The organism is Bacillus sanguinis (assembly GCF_018332475.1).
GTDB classification, from domain to species: Bacteria; Bacillota; Bacilli; order Bacillales; family Bacillaceae_G; genus Bacillus_A; species Bacillus_A sanguinis.
The window spans coordinates 1-20,157 of sequence record NZ_BOQB01000162.1; the positions used below are offsets into that span (position 1 = coordinate 1).

Consider the following 20,157-nt stretch of genomic DNA (forward strand, 5'->3'; position numbering starts at 1 on the left):
CCTTTTATCCCGCATTTAACGGGCAGTAAGACCCCCCACCTCAAAATTCAGCGAAAGCAAAGAAGCTAGGTGGGAGTCGGGCTGCCCGTAAAATCCCGATTGGTTCAACTAATAATCAGTGGGGGATGAACAAAACCCCCACTGATTAAAGTTTCACTTTATTATAAATAGCAATAGAAAAGACGACCGTCTATACCCGGTCGTCTTTTCTTATTTTTGATTTGATTGTAAAGTTTCCTTTAGCTCCTCAAACTTCTCATTTAATTGATCTGTCATCATTTTCATAGCTGTTTTTCGATCTATTTGTTCTTCAGCATCAATTTGAATTGGGTCTCCAAAAATCAATTGTGCTTTTTTCCCTTTTATTAATTCTTTTATACTTGATGGGCCAATATAAGCTGCCGGTACTAACGGAACGTTAGAACGTAGCGCAATCGTAACAGCCCCAGCTTTTAATGAAACGTCCTCTGTTGATCGCGTTCCACTTGGGAAAATCCCCACTACTTTACCTTCTTTTAATAGGCGTGATGGAATTTTAAGTGTACTCGGTCCTGGATTCGCATGATCTACAGGGAATGCATTCACATTTTTAAAGAACCAATTTTTGAACTTCCCTTCAAATAATTCTTTTTTGGCCATGTAATGAATTTGAGTCGGATACATCCCTGTAGCTAACATTAATACATCCATAAAACTTGTATGCGTGCAAGCAACAACATACGGGCCACCTTCTGGTAACTTTTCTCTTCCTTGCACTTCTACTTTCCCAGCGGTTTTAAATATATATTTTAACAAAAATGTAATTGGTTTATACATTTGTTTCGTCCCTTTCTGAACATCCGAATTATAATCATTTTCTTACAACAATTATAACACTAAGTTTTAGGAGTTGGTAATAATTTTAAGTATTAATTGTTACATTTCAATTCTTACAAAAGTGTAATTTTCTTGTAAGCTAATTCGATAGTTACTTCTTAAGATATTACATACAATTAAGTCAGAAAGAAACAACAACTATTCGAAAAGGAGCGGATTCATATGATGAACAAAATGAAATCAAACAATTTTTTAAATACAGTGGGCATGGTATTTTCCGCTCTAATCGATGCAAAATCTGTTGCTTCTACATTAAACAAGTAAGGAGAATACATGATGAACAATATCACTTTTAACAAATTAGATTTTTTAGGATTAGCTAGCGGCTCAATTCTTCTTACTGCTTTTATTTACGCTGCTACGCTTGTATAACTTTGTGTCCCCTTTCCCCTTTATATAGAAAAAGACGACCGTCTATGCCCGGTCGTCTTTTTAAATGTTTCTTTCTTTCAACTCTTTTAAAAGCTGTATCATTTCAGCTTGTTGTTTTATCTTCTTACGACCATTGCGATTAATTGCTGCCAACTCACAAGCAACTCCAACGGCAAAGAAAAACAATAAACTTTCTAACATATGAAATCCTCCAATTGCCTATTAAACAGCTTGGCGTAATTGCTTTTCTTGTAAAATCTTCTTATTTATATTTTCTTCTTTTCTCTGACAAACGTTATTGCGAATAAGTGCTGCAATAACAAGTAAAGTTCCTACAATATCAAACATTGTTATTTGATATCCTTGCATCATCATAATAATTAAAGTCGTAATAGGCACAAAGTTAATAAATAAAATCCCATTAATAGATGATAAGATTTTCACACCATAATTCCAGGCGAGTAATGCTACGATTCCCGGTAATGTCATCATAAACAATAAATCATATTTCACGATAGAAATCGTTCCCATGCTCGGAACCGGTACATATCCAAGCGATGTAATGATTACAGTTATAATCCCTGTAACAGTCGTACCGAATACACACGTCAACGTAGAATAACGTAATGTTGACCAATCGCTACACGTTTGGCCACCCATCGTATAGATAACCCAACCTACAACCCCAACAAATATACACGCTAGTGAAAACATGTTATCTTTCAATGTTAAAAAGAAACTCATATCACCTTTTGTAATAACAAATATAGCTCCTACAAAAGCGATCATCATGCTCATTATCATATACTTTTTCGGTTTTACATGCTTATATCCCCATAGAATACAAATAGAAATCATCGGCATAAGTGCTTCCATAATGGAGGCTACCATCACGCCTGATTTTCCCATTAACATTTGACCTAAAAATATAAGTACATTATATACAGTAAACGCCATCGTCCCGAAAAAGACAAGTAACTTTCCTCTTCCCTCTAAACGAAATGCCTGTTTTCCTTCTTTCATTAACAACAATACAATCAGTACGATTGCCACCGCTCCGTAGCGAATAAGTGAAAAATAAAATGGATCTATGTATTCTAACGCATGATCAGCAACTGGAAACATCGCTCCCCATGACATACTTGCAATTAAACATGCTAAAGCCCCTATTATCATTTGACCTTTTCTCAATACAATTCCTCCGCTTCTTTCTATTTGCACAAAGAGAATTGTAAAAGAAAAAATATATCACGTAAAATGATTCAAAATGATGTTAACTATCACTTATAATGATAGTTAACATCAAGGAGGATCATACTATGGAATTAAGAGACTTACAAATCTTCCAAAGTGTTGCCGACCAAGGTAGTGTAAGTGGCGCAGCAAAGGAATTAAACTACGTACAATCAAATGTAACTGCACGTATTAAACAACTAGAAAACGAACTAAAAACACCGCTCTTTTATCGTCATAAACGAGGCATGACTTTAACAGCTGAAGGAAGAAAAATGCTCGTTTATGTTCATAAAATTTTGCAAGATGTTGATGAGCTAAAACAAGTATTTTTAGATAGTGAAACACCGTCTGGTATATTAAAAATTGGTACAGTCGAAACAGTAAGTACATTACCTACCATTTTATCTTCTTACTATAAACGCTATCCGAATGTCGATTTATCATTACAAGCAGGTTTAACAGAAGAATTGATTAGAGAAGTCCTTAACCATCAATTAGATGGTGCCTTTATATCAGGTCCAATTAAACATCCACTAATCGAACAGTATGATGTTAGCACAGAAAAATTAATGCTTGTAACACAAAATAAAGCTTTTCATATAGAAGAATTTACAACAACGCCTCTACTCGTTTTTAACCAAGGATGTGGATATCGTTCCAAACTAGAACGATGGCTGAAAGATGAAGGTTTGCTACCAAAAAGAATTATGGAATTCAATATATTAGAGACGATATTAAACAGTGTTGCACTCGGCCTTGGAATTACACTTGTACCACAATCTGCTGTCCACCATCTTTCTAAAGCAGGTAAAGTGCATTGTCATGCAATCCCTGAAAAATATGGTAGTATTTCAACAGTTTTCATACGCCGTAAAGATAGCTATATGACGAATTCAATGCGTAGCTTTTTAAAAACAATTGAAGAGCATCATCATATCAATATGCTTTAAAAGACATTCTTACATGAATGTCTTTTTTTCTTACAAAAGTGTAAGCCTCCCGTAAGCTAATTCGATAGTTGCAGGCGATTATATTTCCTATAATTAAGACATAAAGCAGGGCAACAACAATTCGAAAAGGAGCGGATACACATGATGAACAAAATGAAATCAAACAAATTTTTAAATACAATGGGCATGGTGCTATCCGCACTTGTCGATGCAAAATCTGTTGCAACTACACTAAACAAATAAGAAGAGATTATAATGAACAACATTACTTTCAACAAATCAGACTTTTCCCCGCATTAACGGGCAGTAAGACCCCCACTTCAAAATTCAACGAAATCAAAGAAGTTAGGTTTGGGATCAACTGCCCGTAAAAGCCCGATTGGTTCAACTAATAATCAGCGAGGGATACCCCGCCCTCACTGATTAAAGTTTCACTTTATCGGACTTGCAAGTGGAGCTACTCTTCTTACAGCTTTCATTTACACACTTGCTCAAGGTCTTGTTTAACACTTTGTTTCCCCAAACCCCTTTATATAGAAAAGGCTGCTCGTCTTATAGACAAGCAGCTTTTTAGTTTATTTCATATATAATTTGACCTGTTTTCGTCATATCGTATCCGCCAATCGCTTTTAATTCATTATGAAATTCTTCCGATTGCAGAATGTCTTTCACGGCTTCAATCAGCTTTTCATTTTCTTTATTCTTCAAAATCACCAAATCATACTGTTCTTTCATGATTGGAATAAAGTCTACATTTACAATTTGCGAAAACTTTTCTGATCCTACTCCTACATCAGCTTTTCCATTTGCGACTTGCGTGGCAACACCAAGATGATTCGATTCTTCCCATTCGTATCCATTAATACGTTCTTTATTTAACTTTTGAATTCGCAATTGTTCATCGACTAACACCCTAATGCCAGAGCCTTTTTCTCGATTTACAAATCGTATAGATGATTGAGATAAATCATCCCATGTTTTTATATTTTTAGGATTCCCCTTTTGCACATAAAACCCGACGTTCCTCGCTAATAAATTAATCATCGTACACGGTTGTCCAACTAAAATACGTTTTACGTAAGGAACATTATATGTACCCGTTTCGCCATCAAACAAATGCAAACTAACGATATTTCCTTCCCCTTGATACATCTTTACTAAACTCGTTAAACTACCTTGATATGCCCTTAATATACTTGAACTTGGCAGGCGATTCTCTATACGTTTCGCCAACATATCTAACGTTAGTTCTTGTCCGCTAATAATACATGTATTCAAGCCTCCACTATCTTCGCTCTTTACAGGAGTACCTTGTATTTTCCCTGTTTTCATTTGCTTTATATATTGTTCTAAATCCGTTGCATCAATGCGCATCTGTCTACCAATTCTATAAGAAGGCAGTTCTCCTTTTTTTATTAGATCGTATACAGTTAATTTTGATACTTTTAATCGCTTCGCTACTTCTTCCGTTGTGTAGGAATGATGATCCATAGACGATTCCTCACTTTCTTCCTTCATTGTAACAAAGAAAAGAATATTTCTCCTATATAAAAACAACTACATCGTTCAAATTATATTCAATTATAACTAGTTATATCTAATTATAATTAGTTATAATTAATTATATCAAAACGAGAGGGGATTTTTTTATGAACAAGTTTACATTACGATCCATCGGGGCACTTATACTTTCTTTTCTTCTTATATTTAGCGTTGGATGTACAAGTGGAGATAAGAAAGAGAAATCAACTGCTAAAGAAGGAAAAACAGTTGAACTTACTATATCAGCTGCTGCAAGCTTACAAGATGCATTAAAAGAAATTGAAACAAAATATAAAGAAAAAGAACCTACTATTAAGCTTTCTTTTAACTTCGGTGCTTCTGGTGCACTTCAACAACAAATCGAACAAGGTGCACCTGCTGATTTATTCTTCTCAGCAGCCGAAGATAAATTCCAAACTCTTGTTAAAAAAGGATTCATTCATGAAAAAGAAGGGAAAAATCTTCTTGGAAATGAACTCGTTCTAGTCGTCCCAAAAGATAGTTCCCTTTCAAAAATTCAAGATTTAAAAGATGAAAAAATCAAGAAAATCGCACTTGGTACACCTGAATCAGTACCTGCAGGAAAATACGCGAAGACTTCTCTTACACATGAAAACCTATGGAATGACATTCAAAATAAAATCGTATTTACAAAAGATGTTCGCCAAGTGTTAACATATGTAGAAACAGGTAATGTCGATGCTGGTATTGTATACAAAACAGATGCTCTTATTTCAAACAAAGTAAAAATTGGAGAGACAGCAGCAGCTACTTCTCATGAGCCAATTCACTATCCTTTAGGTGTTATAAAAGAATCTAAGCACAAGAAAGAGGCGACTTCATTTTATGAGTATTTGCAGTCAAAAGATGCACAATCTATCTTTAAGAAATATGGATTTACAGTCCTATCATAATTGCCATGAGCTTTGATGCTATTTTGTCACCAATCTTTCTATCTTTACGAGTAGCTGCATGCGCCACCATTATCGTTACCATTTTAGGAACGATTATCGGACGGGCTTTAGCCCGCTCCTCATGGCGATATAAAGTTATATTAGAAACAATTTTCTTATTACCAATGGTACTTCCGCCAACTGTAATTGGCTTTTTTCTCATTATCATTTTTGGAAATAATAGTCCCATTGGAATGTGGATAGAATCCTTGTTTCAGCATTCTATTATGTTCACATCTACTGCTGCAATCATCGCTTCTACAGTTGTTGCATTCCCGCTTATGTACCAATCAGCAAAAACAGGATTTTCTATCGCAAATGTACAAATTGAAGAAAGTGCTCGTGACCTTGGTGCAAGTGAATATCAAGTTTTTCTACACGTCACACTTCCACTTGCATTTCCTGCCTTACTAAGCGGAATGATTTTGAGCTTTGTTCGTGCGCTCGGTGAGTTTGGTGCTACACTCATGTTTGCTGGAAACATTCCTGGTAAAACACAGACTATCCCAACTGCAATTTATATGGCGATTGATGCAAGTAATATGCAACTCGCTTGGACACTTGTAGTTATCACTATTAGTATGTCACTCCTATTTCTGCTATGTATCCAGCTTATCAATAAAAAAATTACTAACTCTTAAAGCAGCTTTTTTCGAAGCTGCTTATTTATTTCTTAGGAAATAAATAAGCAGTCGGGAAATAACTGAATTTTACCTCTTATTAAAATATACATTTTATTTGAATTCACTTTCTAAAATAGGCAATTTCCTGTTATTATATGGAGGTGTTTCAAAAAATGAAGAAATGAAAACGCATTTATATCGTGAATTCTTCATCCTGTTTTAGCGATCGGTAATCTTCTACTCTATTAGTGGGGCATTACCGATCGTTAGAACGATATGTAATTATATTGGTATAGGAAATCGAAGGGAGTCTTGTAATGGACATTTTATTAGCGCTTCTTCCTGCAATTGCATGGGGAAACATCTTATTAGTAAGCGTAAAAATGGGCGGTGGTGCATATAGCCAAACGGTAGGTATGACAATCGGTGCTCTATTCTTCGCAACAATTATGTATGTATTTACTCAACCCGCTTTAACAATGACAGTCTTGATTGTTGGTTTTATTTCAGGTTTATTCTGGGCTTTAGGACAAGTAAACCAATTAAAAACAGTTGAAAAACTAGGTGTTTCAACTACTGTAACAATTTCTACTGGTATGCAACTTGTTGCAACTTCTATCTTTGGGGTTATCGCTTTCCGTGAGTGGACTACTACAACAACGATTGTTCTGGGAACGATTGCAATCCTATTAATCGTAGTTGGTGTTGTATTCACATCATTAGATGATAAAGAAAATGCTCAGCCACCAGGACAATTGAAAAAAGGACTTCTTACTTTAATTGTTTCTACTTTCGGTTATCTTGTATATGTAATTATTATCCGTTGGTATAATATCGATGGTTGGTCTGCTATTTTACCACAAGCAGTTGGTATGTTTGTTGGTGCGGTTGTACTGACATCTAAACATAAACCATTTAACAAATATGCAATCCGTAATGCTTTATCTGGTTTACTATGGGGAACTGGAAACTTATTCTTACTTCTTTCACTACCACGTGTTGGAGTAGCAACAAGCTTCCCATTATCTCAAACTGGAATCGTTATCTCAACATTCGGTGCGATTGTCTTCTTAGGTGAAAAGAAAACAAAACGTCAATTGATCTTTATTGCACTAGGTAGTGTTTTAATTATCGGCGGCGCCGTATTGTTAGGTATGACAAAAGCATAAACTTATAAACTATTAATCCCTGAAGCGGTTATGCTTCAGGGATTTTTTATTACCACTGTTTTTTAAGTATAATAATTTTTATAACTTTATTTGTATTACCCACCTCCCTCCATTTTCATCCTTCTCACAATAAGCCTTTTCTTTTTACAAAATTCTCTTAAAAATGGTATCGTTTTTTATAACATATCTCCACTAGAAAGGAATAAAGGATATGCTAACTAAACATCGAATTTTATTTATTGGTGCTGGTCGTATGGCAGAAGCTATATTTTCCGGATTACTTAAAACAAGCAAAGAATACATCGAAGAAATTATCGTTTCTAACCGAAGCAACGTAGAAAAGCTAGAACAATTACAAGCGCGATATAATGTGTCCACTACAACAGATTGGAAGCAACATGTTACATCTGTTGATACGATTGTTTTAGCAATGCCACCTTCTGCGCATGAAGAATTATTAGCAGAATTATCTCCGTTACTATCGAAGCAACTCGTCGTAACAGTAGCCGCTGGCATTGGCCCATCTTATTTAGAAGAAAGACTTCCCGAGGGAACACCTGTTGCTTGGATTATGCCAAATACAGCTGCTGAAATTGGAAAGTCTATCTCCTTATATACAATGGGACGATCAGTAAACGAGATACATCAGGAAACCTTGCAACTGCTTTTAAGGGGCATTGGTACTTCGCAACTTTGCACTGAAGAGGAAGTTCATCAGCTTACTGCAGTTACTGGAAGTGCACCAGCTTTCCTTTATTACTTTGCTGAAAGCTTAATTGAAGCAACAAAAAGTTATGGAGTCGATGAAGTAACCGCAAGACACCTTGTCATTCAAATGATTTCCGGCTCTGCTTCTATGCTTGAACAAACGCAAGATCCAGCTAACCTCCGCGAACAAGTAACAACACCAGGTGGTTCCACAGCTGAGGGTCTCAAATCTCTATATAAATATAATTTTTCAGAGGCAATTCAAAAAGCAGTAGAAGCAACAAACAAAAAAGCTAGGGGGAAATAATATGCATTTAACAAGTTTAAAAGACTATACAACATTACATAACGGTGTAAAAATGCCTTGGTTTGGTTTAGGTGTTTTTAAAGTAGAGGATGGTTCAGAAGTAATTGAATCTGTAAAAGCAGCAATTAAAAATGGCTACCGTAGCATTGATACTGCAGCAATTTATCAAAACGAAGAAGGCGTTGGACAAGCAATCCGTGAATCAGGTGTTTCACGTGAAGAATTATTTATTACATCAAAAGTATGGAATAGCGATCAAGGATATGAAACGACACTTCAAGCATTTGAAACGACATTAGAAAAATTAGGTCTAGAATATTTAGATTTATATTTAGTACATTGGCCTGTAAAAGGGAAATATACTGAATCATGGAAAGCATTAGAAAAGCTTTATAAAGATGGCCGTGTTCGTGCAATTGGCGTGAGTAATTTCCATATTCACCACTTACAAGACGTATTTGAAATTGCTGAAATTAAGCCAATGGTCAACCAAGTGGAATACCACCCACGTTTAGCACAAGAAGAATTACACGCTTTCTGTAAAGAACATAATATCCAGCTTGAAGCTTGGTCACCATTAATGCAAGGACAGCTACTAGATAATACAACGTTACAAGAAATTGCGACAAAATATAATAAATCTACTGCACAAATTATTTTACGATGGGATCTACAAAACGAAGTTGTAACAATCCCTAAATCTATTAAAGAACATCGCATTATTGAAAATGCAAATATATTCGATTTTGAATTAAGTGCTGATGACATGAAAGCAATTCAAGCTCTAAATGAAGATCGTCGCGTTGGTCCAGATCCAGATAACTTTAACTTCTAGTAGAAAAACCACTGCCATATGCAGTGGTTTTTCATTAAAGAAAACTGAAAATTTAAACTATATTCCATTCAGTTGACACTTCATCATCCAAGGTGTAAGATTTTGAATTATCAAAGAAACGCAAAAATTAATAAAGTTTATTCGTTTACTCATTGTATCAAGAGAGGTGGAGGGACTGGCCCTTTGAAACCTCGGCAGCAGGTTCATTTTTGAATACTGTGCCACTTCCTGCAAGCTTTATGCTTGAAAGATAGAATGAGGGACTTCGTTTATATACGGGTGCATAACTTGTACGTAAAAATCCCTCTTTCTCAATATGAAAAGAGGGATTTTTTTTCATTTCCCTCATCATCATCCAAACTTAATTATTTAGGAGGAAAATCAAATGAAAAAGAAGTTTGTACCCGGTATTGCATCAGTTGTAGGAGTAAGTATTTTATTAACTGGTTGCGGTAGTTATAAAAACGAAGCAGGCGGAGCAAATGCAAAAGACGAGGCGCCTAGTAAGCAGGTTTTAAACTTATCTTCACCTACTGAAATACGAACAATGGATACAGCTCGTGCTACAGATACTGATTCTGGTCAAGTAATGCGAAACGTATTTGAAGGTTTGTATAATCTTGGTGAAGGTAACAAACCTGTCCCTGGTGTTGCAAAATCTCATGAAGTAAGTGGCGATAAGACGAAATACACATTCCACCTGCGAGATTCAAAATGGTCAAACGGCACTCCTGTTACAGCAAAAGACTTTGTCTTCGCTTGGCAAAGAGCTGTTGATCCAGCAACAGCCTCTGAATATGCATTTTTATTCTTTGATATTAAAAACGCAACAAAAATTAACAACAAAGAACTTCCAGCCGAGCAACTTGGTGTAAAAGCAGTTGATGACCATACGTTTGAGGTAGAATTAGAGCGTCCTGTTCCGTACTTTATTAGCTTAACAGCGTTCCCAACATTTCTACCAATTAACGAGGAATTCTTTAAAGCACAAGGTGATAAGTACGCTTTAGAAGACAATACAATCTTGTACAACGGAGCTTTTACACTAAGCGATTGGAAGCACGAGCAAAGCTTTAAATTCAAGAAAAACCCTACCTATTGGGATAAAGATACTGTCAAACTGGAAGAAATCAATTTTAACGTCGTAAAAGAAAAATCTACAGAAGTAAATTTATTCGAGTCAAAACAATTAGACCGTATCAAACTAACATCTGACTTCGTTGATAAATATAAAAAAGATGCCAACTTTAAAGAACGTCCGAACGTAGGGGTACAGTTTCTACGTATGAATCAACAAAATAAAGTACTTCAAAACGTTTCTGCACGTCAAGCAATCGATCAAACAATCGATCGAAAATCCTTTGTAAATACGTTATTAAATGACGGCTCTACACCAACCTCTAGTCTCGTGCCGAAAAACTTCGCAAAAGGACCTGACGGAACAGACTTCCGTACTGCAAATGGTGATTTAACAAAGGTTGATACAAAATCTGCACAAGAATTATGGAAAAAGGCGAAACAAGAACTTGGATCTGAAAAAATAACGTTAGAACTATTAACAAGTGACGGTGACCTTGAGAAGAAAACTGGTGAATTCTTAAAAGGACAACTAGAAAAGAATTTAGATGGCTTAACAGTGACGATAAAACCGCAACCACGTAAACAACAAGTTTCACTTTTATTAAAAGGTGACTACGAAATTGGAATTGACGGCTGGAGCCCTGACTTTGCGGATCCAATTACATTCCTTGAGCTATTTACAACGAATAACCCTTATAACTTAGATCATTACTCTAATAAGGAATTCGATGAAACAATAGCAAAAGTGAAAACAACCTTAGCCGGTGATGAAAAAGCTCGCTGGGAAGCATTACTAGCATCCGAGAAAATATTATTTAAAGACTCTGTTATCGCTCCTCTTTATCAAAAAGGAGAATCTTATTTAGAACGTTCTTATGTGAAGGGAATTGTGCAAGTAGACTTTGCAGGTCAATTAAACTTCAAATGGGCACAAATTGAAAAATAAAAGGCAACCTGAATTGAAGTTTTTCTCCCCATACCAATTGTTTTATTGGAAAAATGTATTAAAAGCGGATTTCTCAATAGGAGAAAATCCGCTTTTTTAATATAGTATTCTCAAAAAATAATACTCCTATTTTTATTATTGACATATAGTTATTTCTAATGTTAATATTCTAAATAATCAAAGAAACGAAATATTTAACCATCAAAATATAATGTCTTCTATGCTGAAACATATAACGATAGATTATAGTTCATCATGTATATACATATAGAACACCTGATTACCTACATGCACATATCTATAATAGGCTTTCTCTTCTTCTATAGTTACACTTCAAGACATGAACATTATGACGTTACGAACAACACACATTTAGGGAGGAACGAACAATGAAGAAAAAAGTTGTACCTGTTGTTGCATCTGTTTTAGGGGCAAGTCTATTACTAACTGCTTGCGGAGGAAATAAAAATAATGCAAGCGGAGCGAAAGCAAATGATAAGGCACCTGATAAACAGGCAATTAACTTATCATTCGCTTCAGAAATTCCAACAATGGATGTTGCGAAAGCAACGGATGGGGAATCCATGAACGTAATGCGAAATGTTTTTGAAGGTTTATATGCAATGGGAGAAGATAATAAACCGATTCCTGGTGTTGCTGAGTCAGTTGACGTTAGTCCTGATAAAACAAAATATACATTCCACCTGCGTGATTCAAAATGGTCAAACGGTACTCCTGTTACAGCAAAGGATTTCGTCTTCGCTTGGCAACGTGCCGTAAATCCTGATACAGCAGCTGAATATGCATTCTTATTCTTCGATATACAGAATGCGAAACAAATAAACCAAAAACAATTACCGGTTGATCAATTAGGTATTAAAGCTGTTGATGACAAAACTTTAGAAGTACAACTAGACCGTCCTGTTCCCTACTTCTTAAGCTTAACAACATTCTCAACATTCTTACCAATTAATGAAGAGTACTTAAAGTCTCAAGGCGATAAATACGGTTTAGAAACAAATCATTTAATTTACAACGGTGCTTTCACATTAGATAACTGGAAGCATGAACAAAGCTTCCAATTGAAGAAGAATCCTAACTATTGGGATGCTAAAACGGTAAAATTAGAAGAAATCAACTTCAATGTCGTTAAAGATAAGTCTACAGAAGTTAACTTATATGATTCAGGACAAATTGATCGTGTTGCTTTAACTGCAGAGTTTGTTGATAAATATAAGGGCGATCCAAACTTCAAAGAACGCGCTGAAGTTGGTATTCAATTTTTACGACTAAATCAAAAAAATGAAACATTAAAAAATCAACATGCACGCCTTGCTATTAACGGAGCAATGAATAAAAAGGCATACGTAGAAACAATTTTAAATAACGGCGCTGTTCCAGCTGAAGGAATGGTTCCTGCGAAATTTGCAAAGAGTCCAGAAGGCAATGACTTCCGTAAAGAAAATGGAAATCTAGTCAAGGATGATGTGAAAACAGCGAAAGAAAACTGGAAAAAAGCGAAGCAAGAACTTGGTACTGACAAAGTAACAATTGAACTATTAACAAGTGATAATGCTTTAGCTAAAAAGACTGGTGAATATTTAAAAGGTGAACTCGAAAAGAACTTAGATGGATTAACAGTGAATTTAAAACCGCAACCACGTAAACAACAGTTAAAACTACTATTAAGTGGTGACTACGAAATTGGTATTGACGGCTGGGGCCCTGACTTTGCTGATCCAATTACATTCTTAGATTTATTTACAACAGATAGTGCTTATAACTTCGATAAATACTCTAACAAAGAGTACGATGAGCTAATCCATAAAGTGAAAACAGATTTAGCTGGCGATGAAAAGGCACGCTTTGAAGCAATGAAGCAAGCTGAAAAAATCTTATTACAAGACGGTGCTGTCGCTCCTTTATACCAACAAGGTCGTTCTTACTTACAACGCGGATTTATTAAAGGACTTGTAACAACTGACTTCGGCGGTGAATTTAACTACAAGTGGACAGAAGTTGCAAAATAATAAAAATAAAAAAGGTATCCAATCGAGGATACCTTTTTTATTTTATACCTCTTTAACTACAGAATTCCTTCCCATTATAATTCCTTTTATAGATGAAGTAATCACTGCTACCGATTGTGTAACTAATACAATGACTAATAATGAAATAATATTTTTCTCTAAACTAACTCCCCCAAATATTATTGTATAATAGCCATTTGCTGCATAGGTTGCGGGAAATAATTCGCCGATTGTTTGATATATTTTAGAAAGCATCTCATGTGGTAGGATTACACCCGAACTTACGAGTTGTAACGATAGTGAAATTATATTAAAGATCATACCTGTATTTCCGAAAACAGATATGGATATTTGTTTTAATGCAAAAAGAAGGGGAAGAAAACTATTGTCAATAATCCTCTTTCCCTTCCTTTTGCATTGAACCAAAACTCATCATAAATATAAACAAAAACATCAAATATGTTCTCCACGTCAAAGAAGGTATATGCCCTGACCAAAGATAGCTAATGAAATAATTAATTCCCATAATACAAGACGATATTACTAAACTAATGCTTATTAGTTTTACATATTTGAGCATATCTTTTCTCCTTACTTTTCTATTTCTTCAAATTGCAGATTTACCGGTTCTTCTAGTAGTGTTTCATAAAAGTTTTCAGCCAAATCTGTTGAAGGAATTTTTTCATCCACTTCATCAAATCGAATACTATCTAGCCACACACAGCCTTCTCCTGATAATAAAACACCAAATGCAATACCAAGCGCTCCTTCTTTTATATCTAATACAACCGAGTACGATTGCCAGTTATTCGTATTTTTAATGGGGCGATTTTGCATGTTATCCATAGCGAGCGGTTCCGTATCATTTCCGTCTACTCGCATCCACAACCCTGCCCAATCTCTTACGTTTTCACTCTTAACAAATGCTGTAAAACGTAATCTCTTCCCTACATATTTATCCGCTCGGAACATTTGCATTAATGTTGAAAATCCTCCGTGCGTAACACTCTCTTTTGCTTTTATGTATGCAGATACTTTCCCTTGATGAACAACTTCATAATCTAAACCCATCTCATATTCAGCAGGATGACTTCCACTTAAGATCCATCCTTTCGGTATACCTTTTTGCATTGAAACACCCTCTCTTTCTATATAAAATGACTGGAAGTACTTTCGATATTTCTTTGGTGGCAATTGAAACATTCTTTTAAAAGCTCTCGTAAATGCCTCTTGTGAGGAAAAGCCATATTGCATTGCAATATCAATAACAGCTCTTTCAGTTGATACTAAAGCCTGTGCAGCATGAGTTAATCTTCTCTTTCGAATATAATCCGTTACACTCATCCCAATATACCTTTGAAAAATACGATGAAAATGGTACATCGATACCGCACTGTGAAATGCTACTCTGTCTGTTGTAAGCTCCTCATGTAAGTGATCCTCTATATACTCAATTGATTTTTTTATCATCTCTTTATATTCTTCATGCATTTTAGTCCCTCCTCACAACCTTAATTTACCATATACATACAAATTGTTTTTGATTTAAATTGCGGATTAAGCTTTGTGGCTACAAGTTAATAATTTATTTTCAACACATACATAATTACATGTTTTTTGGAAAAACTTGTATAGAACCAATTTACATAAGGAGGAATTTATAATGAGAATTTTACTATCAGTTTTATTAGCGCTTATGCTAGTGCCCGCATTAACAGGATGTAAGGCTCCTGCAAAAGAAGACACAACTTCCAATAAAAAGACTACAGAAGAGGCAAAGAATGAAGCCCCTGCTGATTTAAAACTAAACTTCAATGAATTTAGTTTAGATGCAGACTATCAAGATACGAAGAAAGACTATGAGGCTGATTATAAAAACGTAGCAGCAGATAAAAAAATGGAAGCAAAACTTGAAGACCACAAATCAAATGCAAAGTTTACAGGTGACGAGGCTATCACAAAATTAAGCCCACTTCTACAAGAATTAAAATTTGATAAAGATACTCCTGACCAAGAAGTAATCGATCAAGTCTTAAACGTGTTCAAACTTGATAAAGACTATCAAAAATTCGAGTTAGAAGTTGTCTTCTCTGATGGAACAAAAAAAGAGTATAAAAGAGAAATAAAATAAAGAAGTAGGCAGTTGCCTACTTCTTTATTTTTGCATATCTTAAATCCGGTTTAGATCCAACATAATATTGAAGTCCAGATACCGTTTGTTTCTGTAAATAAGAATCCGATGGGAATATAATTGGGATTAATGGTGAATCTGTAAACATAATATCTTCCGCTTTATGCAGTAAGTCAAAACGCTTATCTTCATTTTGTTCCACTTCTGCTTCTTTCACTAAAGCATCAAATTCTTTATTATGCCATTTTGCATAGTTGTTTGGACCATCACCTGCATATAAATCTAGTTTAGTAATTGGGTCTAATAAAGAACCGCCCCATCCCATATAAGCTAATTGGAAATCACTTTGCTTATATGTGTCGATGTAACTCTTCCACTCTTTATTTTCTAATTTAATATCTACGCCAAGATTTTTCTTAAACATTTCCTGCATTGCTTCTGCTACTTTTTTATGCTGTGTATCTGTAGTGAATTTTAATGTTACTTCAGGTAATGTAGACCATCCTTGTTCTTTCATACCTTCTTCTAGTAATTTCTTCGCTTCTGCTGTATCAAATTTTACGTAATCACCTTTTTCTTTACGGAAATCACGACCACTTTGTGTTTTTGCTCCTTCTGGAACGAATGCATATGCTTCTTGCGCATTATTCTTATACAGTTTTTCAACGATAAACTTACGATCAACTGCTAATGAAAATGCTTTACGTACTTTCGCATTTGTAAATGGCTCTTTTTCTACGTTAAATGAGTAAATATAAGATGAGAAGCCCGCAACACGTTTATATTCTTTATTCCCCTTTTCTTTCTCAATCATCTCTTGTGGTAAGCCACTTAATAAATCTAACTCTTTGGATTTGTACAATTGATACGCTGTTTTAGAGTCTGGAATAATACGAAACTCAATTTCTTTTAACGTTACCTTTTTATCATAGTATTCTTTATTTTTTTGTACTGTAATTGCTTGGTTATGCTTCCATTCTTTTAACGTGAATGGTCCATTTGTAATTAACTCTTTTGGATTTGTTTTTAATTTGTTGTTATCATCAATTGATTTTTTAGATAATGGAATAAATAATGAACTCGCTAATTTTTGTTTAATAGAAGCAACTGGGTGCTCAAGCGTTACCTTTAATGTTTGAGGATCAACAACTTGAATACCAACTTGGCCTTCTTCACCTTTTCCAGTATTATATGCCTCTGCACCTTTAATAAAATACATTTCTGTCGCGTTCATAGAGCCTGTTTTCGGATTTAATAATCGCTTCCATGCAAATTCAAAATCATTTGCTGTAATAGGAGAACCATCTGACCATTTAATATCTTTCTTTAAATGGATTGTATATTCAGTTCCATCCGTATTTACTTCTTCTTTCTCTGCTAATTCATTTTGATATTTCCCATCGCTATCTTGCGTATATAAGCTTGAGAATAAATGCCCTATTACATAACCTGACGTGCTATCTGTTGCAATAGCGGAATCAAGTGTATATGGATCACTACCAATATTCGTTACTAATCGATCCCCTTCTCCCTTACCGGCACTTGCTTTTTGCGTCTCTTTCTTACCACAAGCGACCGAAGTGATTGCTAAAACAGTCATAATGACAAACAGTAAAAACTTCTTCATCCTACATTCTCCTTTAACCCGAAATTTTTGGTGTTGATGCTAATAATGTTTTTGTATAAGAATGTTGTGGATTACGGAATACTTCGTCCGTATTTCCAAATTCAACAAGTTCTCCTTTATATAAGACAGCCACTTTTTCACATAAGTAGTGAACCATCGGCAAATCGTGCGCGATAAATAAATATGTATAGCCTTGCTCCTTTTGAATCTTTTGCAGTAAATGTACAACTTGAATTTGCAATGAAACGTCTAATGCTGAAATTGGTTCATCAAGAATTAATACTTCCGGCTCACATAATAACGCCCTTGCAATAGCGATCCGTTGACGTTGTCCTCCGCTAAATTCGTGCGGATAACGATCGATATATCGTCTATCTAATCCAACACGTTCCAGCGCATTACCTGCTACTTCATCCTTCAATCCTTTATCACCTAAGCCGAATGAAATATAACCTTCTGTTACGCTATCTCGCACTTTCCAGCGCGGATTCAATGCAGCTGTTGAATCTTGAAAAATGAACTGTACTTTCTGCAAGAAATCCCGTTTATGAGTTGACTTCAACTTATGGACAACTTGACCGTTATAATCAATTTCACCAGACGTTGGGCTCTCAATCCCGGCTATGAGCTTACCAAGTGTCGTTTTTCCTGAACCACTTTCTCCAATAATGCCAAGCGTTGTTCCTTTCGGGATAGAAAGTGATATATCTTTTAACGCTGTGATTTCTTTCTTTTTACTTCCATACGTTTTCGTTACTTGCTTTACCGTAATTAAATCTGTCGTCATGAGGCATTCACCTTCTCTTTTGATTTCGCTTGGTCATGCTCTAGAACATGTTGCCAACAATGTGAACTGTGCTCCTCAGAATATGATGTTCTATCAGGGAAACGATGAATGCATTCTTGTATTGCTACTGGGCACCTATTTACAAATGGGCACCCAAAGCTATTCAATGTTTCAATTGATGGTGTTGTTCCCTCAATTGCTCTAAGTACCTTTTCAGCATCATCCATATTCGGAATAGCTTGCAATAAACTTTTCGTATACGGGTGCTTCGGTGAACCTATTACTTCTTGTATCGTCCCTTTTTCAACAACACGCCCCCCGTACATCACAACTACTCGATCTGCTACTTCACGTACAAGCGCCAAATCATGTGTAATCAATAAAATACTCGTGTTTTGTTTTTCTTTTCGCGCTTTTAATAACCCCATAATTTGTTTTTGAATCGTTACATCTAATGCAGTTGTAGGCTCATCTGCAATAACGAGCTTTGGGTGACAAGCAAATGCAATTGCTAAACAAATACGTTGTCTCATACCTCCGCTTAATTGATGTGGGTACTGTTCAAAACGTTTCTCTGCTTCATGTATCCCTAAATCATTTAATAAGTTAATTGCAATTTCTTTTGCTTCTCTTTTCGATTTTTTCTCATGTTGCAAAATTACTTCTGTAATTTGTCTTCCTACCTTCATCGTCGGATTCAAAGATGAAAGCGGATCTTGAAAGATAAAAGAAATATCTTTCCCTCGAATTTGATTCCATTCTGATTCTTGTAAATTCGTTAATCCTTGAGATTGGAAAGAGATACTTCCATCATCGATGCGAATAGACTCTTGATTTAGCCCGATAATGGATTGTGCTGTAACACTTTTCCCTGAACCACTCTCTCCTACAAGTGCAACAATTTCACCTTCGTTAATAGAAAAGGAAACATGTTTCACAATCGCTTGCTTACTATTCTCTTTTTCAACGGCTAACGTTACGTTTTCTAAAGATAAGAGCTGTCCCATGTTTTTTCTCCTTTCGATTCCTTTTTACGATTTTTGGATCGATTGCATCTTGCAAACCATCACCAATTGCATTAAATGCGAACATGATGAGTGCAATCATGATTGCCGGGAAGAATAATTGCCACCACTCTCCGCTTAGCAAAGTCCCGAGTGCATCGTTCGTCATCGTTCCCCAGCTCGCTGCTGGTGATTGTACTCCGAGTCCGATAAAGCTTAAAAATGATTCTGAGAAAATAGCTGCCGGAATTGTAAATGATAAATTTACGATGATAATGCCTGTTAAATTCGGAATGATATGTCCGTATATAATCTTCATATGCGATGTACCTAATCGCTCTGCTGCAATAACAAATTCTCTTTGCTTTAAGGATAATACTTGTGCCCTAACGAGACGCGCCATGCCAATCCATCCTGTTAATGCAAGGGCAATAATAATTGTAAAAAGCCCTGGTTTCATAACGATTAATAATAAAATAACAATTAATAAATATGGGATACCGTATAACACTTCAATCCCTCGTACAATCCATTCATCAATTAACGTTCCAAGACGACTACGTCCTCTCACATATCCACTAAAGCCACCGATTAATACACCTAGTCCTATATCAAGAGCTGCTGCTACCAATCCAACCGTTAGTGAAATTTTCCCACCAGCCCATGTACGTGCCCATATGTCTCTACCTAAATCATCTGTTCCGAACCAATGCTCACTACTAGGCGGTAAGTTTGTTGCCTCTTTTACTTGCTCACTCGCAGTAAATGGCGTTAAACTTTCACCAATAAGAGAGAATGCAATAATTAGTAATAACGTCACTGATCCCAAAACTGCGATTGGATTCGATATAAACTTACGAATCACTTCCTTTTTTCGGCTAATCGTTTGCTGATCTTTATTTATCGTTAATTCTCTTTTCTCTTCATTCGTTAATAACTGTTTATTAATTTCATAAGCTCCCATTTAAATATCCCCCCTCC

Annotated in this window: 20 protein-coding genes, 2 pseudogenes and 1 riboswitch; of the genes and pseudogenes, 11 read left to right on the forward strand and 11 right to left on the reverse strand. The window is 35.5% G+C overall.

Annotated features, from left to right (window positions below; all coding sequences use genetic code 11):
• Positions 1-210 precede the first annotated feature (210 nt).
• Positions 211-816, reverse strand: coding sequence for a lysophospholipid acyltransferase family protein (locus KI369_RS17545; RefSeq protein ID WP_212956780.1), 606 nt, complete (start codon positions 814-816; stop codon positions 211-213).
• A gap of 336 nt (positions 817-1,152) precedes the next feature.
• Between KI369_RS17545 and KI369_RS17550 the strand changes: the two genes are divergently transcribed.
• Positions 1,153-1,248: a DUF3948 family protein gene (locus tag KI369_RS17550; RefSeq protein WP_001059999.1), complete on the forward strand. Its 96-nt coding sequence runs from the start codon at positions 1,153-1,155 to the stop codon at positions 1,246-1,248.
• A gap of 60 nt (positions 1,249-1,308) precedes the next feature.
• On the opposite strand, the gene KI369_RS17555 is transcribed toward KI369_RS17550, so the two are convergent.
• On the reverse strand, positions 1,309-1,449 hold the full coding sequence (locus KI369_RS17555; RefSeq protein WP_000894069.1) for a YrzO family protein: 141 nt from the start codon (positions 1,447-1,449) through the stop codon (positions 1,309-1,311).
• 21 nt (positions 1,450-1,470) lie between these two features.
• Positions 1,471-2,439 carry a DMT family transporter gene (locus tag KI369_RS17560; RefSeq protein ID WP_212956781.1) on the reverse strand — a complete coding sequence of 323 codons (969 nt, stop codon included), beginning with the start codon at positions 2,437-2,439 and terminating at the stop codon, positions 1,471-1,473.
• Between the two features lie 128 nt (positions 2,440-2,567).
• On the opposite strand from KI369_RS17560, the gene KI369_RS17565 reads away from it, so the two are divergent.
• Both KI369_RS17565 and KI369_RS17570 read left to right on the forward strand, forming a co-directional pair.
• Positions 2,568-3,434 (forward strand): LysR family transcriptional regulator, encoded by an 867-nt coding sequence (locus KI369_RS17565; RefSeq protein WP_061677920.1) that lies wholly within the window; start codon positions 2,568-2,570, stop codon positions 3,432-3,434.
• Between the two features lie 426 nt (positions 3,435-3,860).
• Positions 3,861-3,941 (forward strand): annotated as a pseudogene (locus KI369_RS17570) (DUF3948 family protein); the annotation flags it as partial.
• Positions 3,942-4,004: 63 nt separating this feature from the next.
• Here the strand turns inward: KI369_RS17570 and KI369_RS17575 are convergent.
• On the reverse strand, positions 4,005-4,952 hold the full coding sequence (locus KI369_RS17575) for a substrate-binding domain-containing protein (RefSeq protein WP_212956807.1): 948 nt from the start codon (positions 4,950-4,952) through the stop codon (positions 4,005-4,007).
• Between the two features lie 131 nt (positions 4,953-5,083).
• On the opposite strand from KI369_RS17575, the gene modA reads away from it, so the two are divergent.
• From modA to KI369_RS17610, 7 genes are all read left to right on the forward strand, one after another.
• On the forward strand, positions 5,084-5,890 hold the full coding sequence (gene modA, locus KI369_RS17580; RefSeq protein WP_212956782.1) for a molybdate ABC transporter substrate-binding protein: 807 nt from the start codon (positions 5,084-5,086) through the stop codon (positions 5,888-5,890).
• 5 nt (positions 5,891-5,895) lie between these two features.
• On the forward strand, positions 5,896-6,570 hold the full coding sequence (gene modB / locus KI369_RS17585; protein ID WP_212956783.1) for a molybdate ABC transporter permease subunit: 675 nt from the start codon (positions 5,896-5,898) through the stop codon (positions 6,568-6,570).
• Positions 6,571-6,869: 299 nt separating this feature from the next.
• Complete coding sequence (locus tag KI369_RS17590; protein ID WP_000353549.1) at positions 6,870-7,721, forward strand: GRP family sugar transporter; 852 nt, start codon at positions 6,870-6,872, stop codon at positions 7,719-7,721.
• A 211-nt stretch (positions 7,722-7,932) separates the two neighbouring features.
• Entirely contained in the window at positions 7,933-8,736 is an 804-nt protein-coding gene (gene proC / locus KI369_RS17595; protein WP_212956784.1) for a pyrroline-5-carboxylate reductase, read from the forward strand.
• 1 nt (position 8,737) lies between these two features.
• Positions 8,738-9,571, forward strand: a complete 834-nt coding sequence (gene pgoN / locus KI369_RS17600; protein ID WP_212956785.1) for a glyoxal/methylglyoxal reductase — start codon at positions 8,738-8,740, stop codon at positions 9,569-9,571.
• Positions 9,572-9,722: 151 nt separating this feature from the next.
• Positions 9,723-9,828: riboswitch (SAM riboswitch) on the forward strand.
• A 128-nt stretch (positions 9,829-9,956) separates the two neighbouring features.
• A complete protein-coding gene (locus tag KI369_RS17605) occupies positions 9,957-11,597 on the forward strand; it encodes a peptide ABC transporter substrate-binding protein (RefSeq protein ID WP_212956786.1) in 1,641 nt (546 codons plus the stop codon).
• 389 nt (positions 11,598-11,986) lie between these two features.
• Complete coding sequence (locus KI369_RS17610) at positions 11,987-13,627, forward strand: peptide ABC transporter substrate-binding protein (protein ID WP_212956787.1); 1,641 nt, start codon at positions 11,987-11,989, stop codon at positions 13,625-13,627.
• 42 nt (positions 13,628-13,669) lie between these two features.
• Here KI369_RS17610 and KI369_RS17615 read toward each other — a convergent pair.
• The 3 genes and pseudogenes from KI369_RS17615 to KI369_RS17625 form a co-directional block, all read right to left on the reverse strand.
• A pseudogene (locus KI369_RS17615) lies at positions 13,670-14,019 on the reverse strand (ABC-2 transporter permease).
• Positions 14,016-14,207 carry a hypothetical protein gene (locus KI369_RS17620; RefSeq protein ID WP_212956788.1) on the reverse strand — a complete coding sequence of 64 codons (192 nt, stop codon included), beginning with the start codon at positions 14,205-14,207 and terminating at the stop codon, positions 14,016-14,018. The pseudogene KI369_RS17615 and the gene KI369_RS17620 overlap by 4 nt, the downstream one beginning before the upstream one ends.
• A gap of 11 nt (positions 14,208-14,218) precedes the next feature.
• Entirely contained in the window at positions 14,219-15,118 is a 900-nt protein-coding gene (locus KI369_RS17625) for a helix-turn-helix transcriptional regulator (RefSeq protein WP_212956789.1), read from the reverse strand.
• Positions 15,119-15,290: 172 nt separating this feature from the next.
• On the opposite strand from KI369_RS17625, the gene KI369_RS17630 reads away from it, so the two are divergent.
• Entirely contained in the window at positions 15,291-15,758 is a 468-nt protein-coding gene (locus KI369_RS17630) for a YusW family protein (RefSeq protein ID WP_212956790.1), read from the forward strand.
• Positions 15,759-15,774: 16 nt separating this feature from the next.
• Here the strand turns inward: KI369_RS17630 and KI369_RS17635 are convergent, their stop codons facing one another.
• From KI369_RS17635 to KI369_RS17650, 4 genes are read right to left on the reverse strand one after another with little or no spacing between them, the layout of a single operon-like run.
• On the reverse strand, positions 15,775-17,385 hold the full coding sequence (locus KI369_RS17635) for a peptide ABC transporter substrate-binding protein (protein ID WP_212956791.1): 1,611 nt from the start codon (positions 17,383-17,385) through the stop codon (positions 15,775-15,777).
• 13 nt (positions 17,386-17,398) lie between these two features.
• Positions 17,399-18,172: an ABC transporter ATP-binding protein gene (locus tag KI369_RS17640; RefSeq protein WP_212956792.1), complete on the reverse strand. Its 774-nt coding sequence runs from the start codon at positions 18,170-18,172 to the stop codon at positions 17,399-17,401.
• On the reverse strand, positions 18,169-19,179 hold the full coding sequence (locus tag KI369_RS17645) for an ABC transporter ATP-binding protein (protein ID WP_212956793.1): 1,011 nt from the start codon (positions 19,177-19,179) through the stop codon (positions 18,169-18,171). Before KI369_RS17645 ends, KI369_RS17640 begins: the two co-directional genes overlap by 4 nt.
• Positions 19,136-20,140, reverse strand: a complete 1,005-nt coding sequence (locus tag KI369_RS17650; RefSeq protein WP_212956794.1) for an ABC transporter permease — start codon at positions 20,138-20,140, stop codon at positions 19,136-19,138. The genes KI369_RS17645 and KI369_RS17650 overlap by 44 nt, the downstream gene beginning before the upstream one ends.
• Between the last annotated feature and the right edge of the window lie 17 nt (positions 20,141-20,157).